The sequence below is a fragment of the Streptomyces echinoruber genome (genome assembly GCF_014651135.1).
GTDB classification, from domain to species: Bacteria; Actinomycetota; Actinomycetes; order Streptomycetales; family Streptomycetaceae; genus Streptomyces; species Streptomyces echinoruber.
On sequence record NZ_BMWH01000060.1, the window covers coordinates 1 to 8,005 of the forward strand.

The 8,005-nt window shown below is 72.3% G+C and carries 8 protein-coding genes; all 8 read right to left on the minus strand.

The features are described 5' to 3' along the window. Positions 1 to 123: 123 nt before the first annotated feature. Positions 124 to 576, minus strand: coding sequence for a hypothetical protein (locus IE225_RS32215; protein ID WP_190061214.1), 453 nt, complete (start codon positions 574 to 576; stop codon positions 124 to 126). A 61-nt stretch (positions 577 to 637) separates the two neighbouring features. Beyond that, the gene (locus IE225_RS32220; protein WP_190061215.1) at positions 638 to 2,026 is read right to left on the minus strand and encodes a type IV secretory system conjugative DNA transfer family protein; all 1,389 of its coding nucleotides are present in this window, start codon (positions 2,024 to 2,026) and stop codon (positions 638 to 640) included. A 35-nt stretch (positions 2,027 to 2,061) separates the two neighbouring features. Next, entirely contained in the window at positions 2,062 to 2,310 is a 249-nt protein-coding gene (locus IE225_RS32225; protein WP_190061216.1) for a hypothetical protein, read from the minus strand. 4 nt (positions 2,311 to 2,314) lie between these two features. Beyond that, positions 2,315 to 2,638 (minus strand): hypothetical protein, encoded by a 324-nt coding sequence (locus IE225_RS32230; RefSeq protein ID WP_190061217.1) that lies wholly within the window; start codon positions 2,636 to 2,638, stop codon positions 2,315 to 2,317. Between the two features lie 49 nt (positions 2,639 to 2,687). Further along, on the minus strand, positions 2,688 to 4,124 hold the full coding sequence (locus IE225_RS32235) for a putative type IV secretion/conjugal transfer ATPase (protein WP_190061218.1): 1,437 nt from the start codon (positions 4,122 to 4,124) through the stop codon (positions 2,688 to 2,690). Continuing rightward, complete coding sequence (locus tag IE225_RS32240) at positions 4,121 to 5,644, minus strand: SCO6880 family protein (protein ID WP_190061219.1); 1,524 nt, start codon at positions 5,642 to 5,644, stop codon at positions 4,121 to 4,123. The genes IE225_RS32235 and IE225_RS32240 overlap by 4 nt, the downstream gene beginning before the upstream one ends. Before the next feature lie 3 nt (positions 5,645 to 5,647). Further along, positions 5,648 to 7,192, minus strand: a complete 1,545-nt coding sequence (locus IE225_RS32245) for a hypothetical protein (RefSeq protein ID WP_190061220.1) — start codon at positions 7,190 to 7,192, stop codon at positions 5,648 to 5,650. A gap of 88 nt (positions 7,193 to 7,280) precedes the next feature. Further along, positions 7,281 to 8,005: hypothetical protein (locus IE225_RS32250; RefSeq protein ID WP_190061221.1), on the minus strand; the 725-nt coding region annotated here is incomplete at its 5' end.

Here is an 8,005-nt window from a genome sequence, read left to right on the forward strand (position 1 = left end):
CCGCTACACTCCAGCCGCCCAGCGAAACCCGCAGGTCAGACAGCAAAGTCCTGCTGGAGTACTAAGCCCACATGGTGGCCAAGACAGATAGTCTCACCAGTGTTTGTTCACCGCATGCCTGATTCAAGAGACGGTAGGCCGCTCTTGAAGGTAGAAGTGGGCTGGACGGCGGTCATGGCGTCCTACGCGGCAGTCGTTGCCGGCTTCGCCGAGCGCTCCGTTCGTGCGGTGGAGGAAACGTTCGTACTGCTCGTGCCAGAGGATCGCGGACCCTGGATCGTCGTACGCGTCGGCACGAGCGAAGGCGAGCGCGGCGACTTCGTAGACGAGTTGGGGGTGTTGGGCCCAACAGGGCGGAATCACGTGGTGCGGTTGCCACGCATAGGTCTCGTTCAGCCAGCGGCACACGGAGTCGAGCCATTCGATCAGAACATCCTGCAAATCAGGAGGCAGAGCGCCGACATCCCAAGGCGGTGGCTCATCTGTGAGTGACGTACTCCTGCGGGCGATGTACTCGGCGATGAGTGCTGGTGGCTCGGGGAAGCGTGGAAGAGCGGAGGACACGTTCGAACTCACGCTGCAGCGGACTCCTTACGGTCGGTCCAGGAAATAACGTGAGCGTTGATGCGGTTCTGCGTCAGGACGGCCTGCCGACGCGCACGGCTTCGTTGGCCCGGCGAAGATCTCTGACGCGGGCTTCGATCTCCGGCCAGCAGCTCCAGGTCCACATGCCGTCCAGACGCGTGATCACAGGCGGCAGGTTGTCGGCCAGGACGAGCGCGCGTCCTTCAGGCAGTGCCTTGATCTCGTCGCTGCGCAGGACCGTCTCCAGGGCCATGTGCGTCGCGGTCGACTCGCCTCCGCGGCCACCGTGGGTCGTCGTTCTCGTCGTGCGTGGACGCTCCACCTGCCCGCACAGGTCGGACATCTCCTTGAGGAACGTCGGGTCCTTGGCGCCGCCGAAGACGACGACGTTGTTCGTGTACGAGGCCAGCTCGTTCGCCGTGTCCTCGCCGAACCGGGCGCGGGCCGACGCCCACCCCTGCAGGCCGTAGATCACGGTGATGCCGCGACCGCGGCCGTCCGCGACGCGCTGGCGGAGGGACGGGATCGGGGCGATGTTCGCGGCCTCGTCCAAGGCGGCGAGCAGGGGAGGATCGAGCCGGCCGGCGGGTGAGGCGACGGCGTGCGCCTCCGCGAGGTCGAGCAGGTCCTCGGCGATCGCGGTCGTCAGCGGGGCCACGGAGTTGACCTCGGAGTCCTTGCCCAGCAGGTAGACCGTCCCTCCGGCGTCCAGGAGCGCGCGGAAGTCCGTGGGCTCCTCGTCGTCGCCCTCCAACGCGTCGAGCACCGACCGGTGGAGGAAAGGCTCCAGCGCCGCTTCGAGCGTGACCGCCGTGTTGCCCACCGTCCGGCTGTCGCCCGTGGTCGAGGTGCGCAGCATCTCCGCCCATCCCGGGCCGGCACCGGGGTGGGTGCTCAGGATGCTGAGCGGTGCCGGATCGGTCAGCTTGCGGGCCCAGCGCAGAACGTCGGGGAGGCGGGCGCCGTCCAGCGCGGCGGCGTGCAGGAGCGCGGCGAGGACCTTGGCGGCCTGCCCCTTGTAGAAGACGCTGCCTTCGGAGGACTGCGTCGTCGTGCCGGGCGTGCGCGAACCGGCGACGAAGCCCTTGGCGCGCATCATGGCCACCTCGGTCTCCTCGGCGCCGTCGATCGGCGACCAACGGAGGCGGGGCAGCGACGGGACGATGTTCTGCGGGTCGAAGACCAGGACCGGGCGGTCGCCGCGGCGCCGGGCGTCGAGCGTGAGTTCCACGAGGTCCGGCTTGGTGGACGTGGCCAGGACCGGCCCCCGCCAGCGGCGGATCGTGGGGGCGAAGAAGCGCATCGTCTTGCCGCTGCCCATGGGGCCGATGACCCGGCACGCCTTGTCCGCTCGCGACCACAGGCGGACGCCCCGCGGCCGCCGGGAGACGCCCAGCGGGTAGCCGAAGTCGAGTGGATCGAGAGAGCGAGGACGGTGCATGGGGGTTCCCGAATCGGTGTCGGAGGGAGTCGGTCTCAGGTCGTGCGGTGACCGTTCCGTTCGGTCGGCCGCACTCGGGGCCGCGAGCCCGCGCCCGTCGTCAGGGACGGGCGGATCTCCGCGGCCCGGAGGACGGCCTTCGCAGAAAGGTGGCGCCTGAGCTGGGCCTTGGTGGCGAAGCCGGCGTCGCGCCGCTGCCGACCGGACACGACGCTCAGGACGAGAAGAGCGATGCCGCACAGCAGGACGGCCCCGTAGAGGACGAGCGTGACGTCGCCGGGCACGGCCTCACCGCCCCCTCTTCGCCAGGCGGACGGCCAGGTGGCGCATGCGTCGGCCGCAGAGGCGGGCGACGGACGCGCCGGGTCCCGCACACCGCGGCGGAGCCGTGTGGAAGGCGGCGTGCACAGCCTCGGAGCCGCGCCGGATGCGGGCCGCGGCCGTGCGCACGCGGCGGTCGGCGGCGGAGCAGGCGCCGCGGTCCAGGAAGCGGGCGAGCCCGGTCGCGCGCCGGGTGAGACGGAGGGCCTCGGCGTGGAGGCGGTCGATGGCGTCCCGTACGGCGTGGCCGTACGTCGGCGAGGTGACGGGCTGAGCGGGGACGTGAGGCATGGTCGGTTCGATGGTCGTCTCGTAGGGGACGGGGTGTGGTGCGGATCGGTCAGGCCGGGTCCGGGGCGGTCGTCGCCAGGTCCGTCATGGAGCCGGACGAGAAGCAGAGGTGCTGTTCGGCCTCGGTCAGGAGGTGCTGGACGCCCGGGTAGATCACCTCGCCGACCTTCCACAGCGCGACGCCGCGACGCAGACGCGTGATGTGCTCGGCCGTCCACGCCGGCAGGCCCAGACGCCGGGCCGTGTCCTCCGCCTCCGCCTTCTTCATCGAGTACACGACGACGGTGTCCGCCATCTTCAGGGCGGCCTGCGTCTCCGGGCTGTCGTCGATGTCGCTGAGGTGGTGGACGATGAAGACGCAGCTGAGGCCGTAACCGCGGGCGAACTTCAGGAACTTCTCCAGGAGCGCGGCGAGTCGGGGCGTGCCGAGGACGTGCCACGCCTCCTCGCAGACCAGGATGCGCTTGCGCTGGGTGTAGCGACGGCAGCCGGTCGCCGGGGCGGCGCCGAGCTCCCAGGCTCCCGAGTGCGCGTCGACGACCCGGCGTTCGTGCCGGCCCGGCTCCGTGCCGCACTCGCACACGGGCCGCAGCCAGACCTCCTCCAGGAACACGGAGATGACCGCGACGAGGATCGTCATGGCGACTCCGCCGGACGGGATCCTGGTCAGGTCGAAGACGATCATGTCGGCGTCGAGGTCCACGCCGAGGCTGGTGGGCCCGTCGAGCATGCCGGTGAGGTCGCCGGCGGCGTCCTGGTCGCTGCCGCACAGCCGGTCGAGGACGTACGACGCTTCGAGACCGTCGGCGAGGAGCTGCTCGCGGGTGCGCTTCTTGGCGAGGGCGTCCGCGGCGTCGGGTGAGCGCAGGGCGGCCGCGACGTCTGCGAGGACCGGCGTGCGGCCGTCGGCGTCGGCGCGCCGCCGGGCCTGACGGATCGCCAGCCGCAGGGCCGAGCCGGCGAACTCGTCCAGCGGCTTGCCCAGGCCGAGTTCGACGATCGTGCGGACCAGCTCGACCTGCCGCTTGCCGGCGATCGTCGGGTCCATCGGGTTGATGCGCGCCGTACCGGTGCCGCCGCCCGGCGCGAACCTCACCGGCGACCGGCCGGTGACGGAGCGGCACAGGGCGGCCCACTCGCCTTCCTCGCGTTCCTTCTGCTCCTTGGTGTCCAGGACGACGACCCTGCGCCCGAGCCGGATCTGCCGTGCGGCGTACGTCTTGGTGAGGGCGCTCTTGCCGCGGCCGGTGTCGCCCATCACGATCATGTTGCCGCCGGGCAGGCCGTCGCCGAACGCGCAGAACGGGCAGTAGATGAAGGCCTTGCCCGAGTACAGCTCACGTCCGATCACGGCGCCGGCCGTGCCGAGCGTCGGCGGGGCGATCGGGAGGTAGAGGGCCTGGCTCGTCGTCGTCTCGGTGTGCAGGGGCCGCCGCACGGTCTCGTGCATCGGCGTGAGGGGGTTGAGGTCGAGCAGGTCGATCACTTGATGCCTCCGGCGAACGGGAGGGTGGTGGCGAAGGCGCGGGCGTGCTCCAGGTCGAGCCACTCGATCCGCAGGCGGGCGGCGCGGGCGCGCGAGGCCGTGGTGCGCTTGGTCCGCTCCAGCTCCTCGGGGCTGCGCGCGGAGACGGTGATGTAGCCGACCACGGCCGCGCCCGCGGCGCCCGAGGCGGCCAGGGCCATGCCGCGGGATCCGGTGGCCTGCGCGGCGATCACGTCCCGCGGATCCACGTTCTTGCCGCGCTGGCGGTCGCGGAGCATCTCGGCCTGGTTGTCGGTGTCCTCGGCGAGCGCCCGCTCCACGGCCTTGTCGTTCGGTTCCAGCTGCTGCGTGATCGCGATCGTGCGGATCACGTCCGGCATGCCGACGAGCAGGGGGGAGAGGAAGTCGGGACCGACCGGCGTGGTGGGCCAGCCGACGACGGCCGCGGTCGCGTGGTACCAGCTGTGCGTCGACCCGGCGGCCCGGGTGGCGACGTATTCGCCGTGGCGGACGTCGACGTTGCGCGGGAACGCGTGCGCCCTGGGCAGGCCGGTGTCCCAGATCGGGTGGTCCGGGTCGTAGCTGTTGCGGATGAGGGCGGTCAGCCGCCCCTCGTCGAGCGGGGCGATCACCGACAGGTCGGCGTCCTCGCAGCGTGCCCACAGCTCTTCGAGGTACGCCGCCATCGCCGCGGCGACCCCCTCGTCGCCGGTGCCCCGGGCCGCGGCCTCCGCCGCGAGGTCGCGGGTGAACCCGGCGTGCGCGGTGACGTAGTACCGGTGCTCCTCCGCGGACGTGCTCACCGCGTCGGCCAGGGCCTCGTAGGAGTCCTTGAGCCACCGGGGCACCTTCGCGACCGCCGCCGACTCGTCGCGTCGGGCGACGAACCGCCGGTGCGCGTGGGGGTCGCTCTTCATCTGCCGGGCGAGCACCTGGATGCGCTTGACCGGGTGCTCCTCGGTGTTGCCGAAGGCGTCCAGCAGTTCGCCCCACCGCTCCAGGGCGACCACCTGTTCGCCGGCCTCCTTGCCGCCCAGGCCGGGGGAGGCGACCTCCAGGGTCGCGGTGACGCATCCGGCCTCGGGCTGGAGGACGACGACGGCCCGGTGACCGCGCACGGTCACGGGCACCCAGGTCATCCCGGCGACGCCTTCCGGCTCCGCCAGGGCGGCGTCCGGCGGCGTCCCGTCCCTGCGTACGCCCGCCTCGATCGCGGGGGAGACCCACACGCCGCCCGTGCGCGCCAGCGCCTTGCGGCGGTATCGCATGATGCGCCACCACCGGTAGATCGTCCGGCGCTGCGACGTTCCCTTGGGCCGGTACGGCGCGTACACCACGACGAGCGCGAGCACGACGGGCAGCGTCAGGCCGGCGCCGGCCAGCAGCGGGGAGCCGTTGAGGGCGAAGCCGCACACGACGCTGGCGGCGGCGCCGCAGCCGAGGACGACCTGTTCACCGAGGTCGCGGCGGCCGACGAGGCCCGTGGGGCGGTGCTTTCCGAACTGGTACGTGCGAGACATGGATCAGCTGTCCTTGCCGGTGGGTGAGGCGACGGACGGTGCGTCACCGGGCTGGCGGGGAGCGGTGGACGAGCCGGGAGGAGGAACCGGCGGTGCCGGGCGAGCGGGAGCCGGCGGGCCGCTCGCCGCAGGAGCGGTCGCGTCGGCCGGCACCGGACGGACGACGGGTGCTGCGCCGCCCGCCGGGTGGCGGACCCCGGCGGGAGTCCCGGTGGGCGTGCCGGTCCCGGCAGCGCTCGGCAGGCCCGTACCGGAGCCGACCGCCGGATCGGAGTCCGCCCCTCGGCCGCGTGCCGTCGCCGGAGCTGCCGAGGTCCCGCCGCCCGGCCGCCGGTTGCCGCCGTTCGCGGTCTCCGCGCCCTGCATCCCGGGCGAGTCCTCGGCCTTGCGTTTCACGAGATCCGCACCGGCCTTCGCCGCGGCCGCGCCGACGGCGGCCGAACCGGCCGCGGCCCGGGTGCTCGCCGCTCCGGCCCGACTGCTGACAGTGGACGCCCTGACGCCCTTGCCCGCCGCCCCGGACGGGGTGCCGCCCGAGCCGCTCGGCCCCGTGCCGCCGCGGACCAGCGAGTCCTGGACACGCAGGCCGATGACCCGGTTGGCGTGCTGCGCCGGACCGTCGACGACGGAGGCGGGGCCGGCGGACTGGACGGCCTTCCGGTCGTGGTGCAGCCGCACCATCTCGTCACCGAAGACGGGCACCCACCGGTACAGGGTCCCGGACGCGAACACGGCGATCAGCAGGATCAACGCCCCGACCAGTGTCTTGGAGACCGCGTCGGAGAGCCTGCCGGTCGAGTCGCTCAGGATCGCCGCGCCCAGCCCGAGCAGGGCGAGCAGCACCGGCTTGCTCAGGGCGATCGCGAAGAGCGCGGCGAACCACTTCTTGCTCTTGCCCCACAGATCCCGGTCGACGAGGCCCGCGTTGACGACCGGCCCCAGAGCCACCCCCACGTAGATCGCGGCGCTGCGGATGAGCATCTCGATCCACACCAGCAGCGCGCCGCACAGCATGACGAGGTTCACGACCAGGAGCTGTCCGACGCCTTCGCTCGGGTCGGCGGCCATCACCTTGAGAAGCGTCTCCAGGAAGGGCTGCAGGTTCCTCGTGGCGTACGGCTCGAAGACGGCGGTGACCTCGTCGGTCGCCTTCAGGAGCAGAGCGATCGCCCCCGGGGTCAGCGCGTTCACGACGTATTGGAGCAGCAGGAACCCGATCGCCTCGCCGACCGCCTCGACGACGGGTACGCCGCGGACGGCCCGCTTGGCCACCGCGACGAACCACAGGGCCGTGGTGATCAGCGAACTCGCGGCGAAGACGAGCGCGTACTGCTTCAGGAAGCCGCTGCCGGTCAGGTCGATCCTCGTCGTGTCGTCGACCAGCGCCAGCATCTTGCGCAGGAACCAGATGTTCGCCTCGGTGAGCTTCTGCAGCAGGAATCCCAAGGGGTCCGTGGCGAAGTCGACGGCGGCCCTCACCTCGCAGACCGTCGGGATGTAGCAGAGCGGGTCGGCCATCGCGGGCGGGACGAAGGCGAACTCGGCCACCAGTGCGAGCCCCAGGACTGCGGCCCCGCGACGGAACCGGCTGCCGCGAGGCGCGCACCGCTCGACGGCCGGCAGACCCGGAGCGTCTTCACGCGAGCGCAGGCGCATCGCTCACCCCTCCCACTTCCGCGAAGCCGTCGGCCGAGGAGGACTCCTCGCCGGAGGGAGGCCGGGGCACCAGGGGATCCGACGGCGCGACCGACGTCGTCTTCCACGTTCCGCCGACCCAGACGAGGTCCACGGTCATCCGCAGGAACGCGACCTGTGGACGCTGCGTCTCGTCCTTGCCCGCGACGCCCCCCACGGAGGCCGTCCACAGCTCGACGGTGGCCGTCCGGGCGGAGCAGGCCACGGAGCGGGTCGCCAGGGCGCCGGTCCTGGTGACCAGGAGGCCGCCGTCCACGGTCCTGCGGTCCTCGCCGACTCCTCGGTTCTCCATGACCGTCCGCGCCGTCGCGTCGGCGTCGGAGCGGACCGACGGCAGGACGTCCGGGGCGGCCGTGGCCGCGAGCATCCGGTGACGCCACGAGGTGTCGGTGAAGAACCGGGGATCCCCGTAGAGCATGACCGCGCTCGTGGCCGCCGCGCGGGCCCCCGCCTCGCTGTGCCGGTACGGCGCCGGGAAGCCGCTCGGGCCGACCACGCCGCTCACGACGGGGTCCTCGGCTTTGTCCGTCGCGTAGTCCGCGAAGTCGGACGCGGCGTTGGTCGCCTGCCGGTAGTCGAGCGGGGCGACGAGCCCTGCCGTGTCCGAGGTGCCGTACAGCTTCCAGTCGTCGTGCTCCCAGACGAGCGTGACCGTGACTGAGCGGA

What these genes read in the sequence shown, in the direction of transcription:
- IE225_RS32220 (WP_190061215.1), bottom strand. Translation starts at nt 2,026, where the DNA reads ATGCACCGTCCTCGCTCTCTCGATCCACTCGACTTCGGCTACCCGCTG.
- IE225_RS32240 (WP_190061219.1), bottom strand. Translation starts at nt 5,644, where the DNA reads ATGTCTCGCACGTACCAGTTCGGAAAGCACCGCCCCACGGGCCTCGTC.
- IE225_RS32230 (WP_190061217.1), bottom strand. Translation starts at nt 2,638, where the DNA reads ATGCCTCACGTCCCCGCTCAGCCCGTCACCTCGCCGACGTACGGCCAC.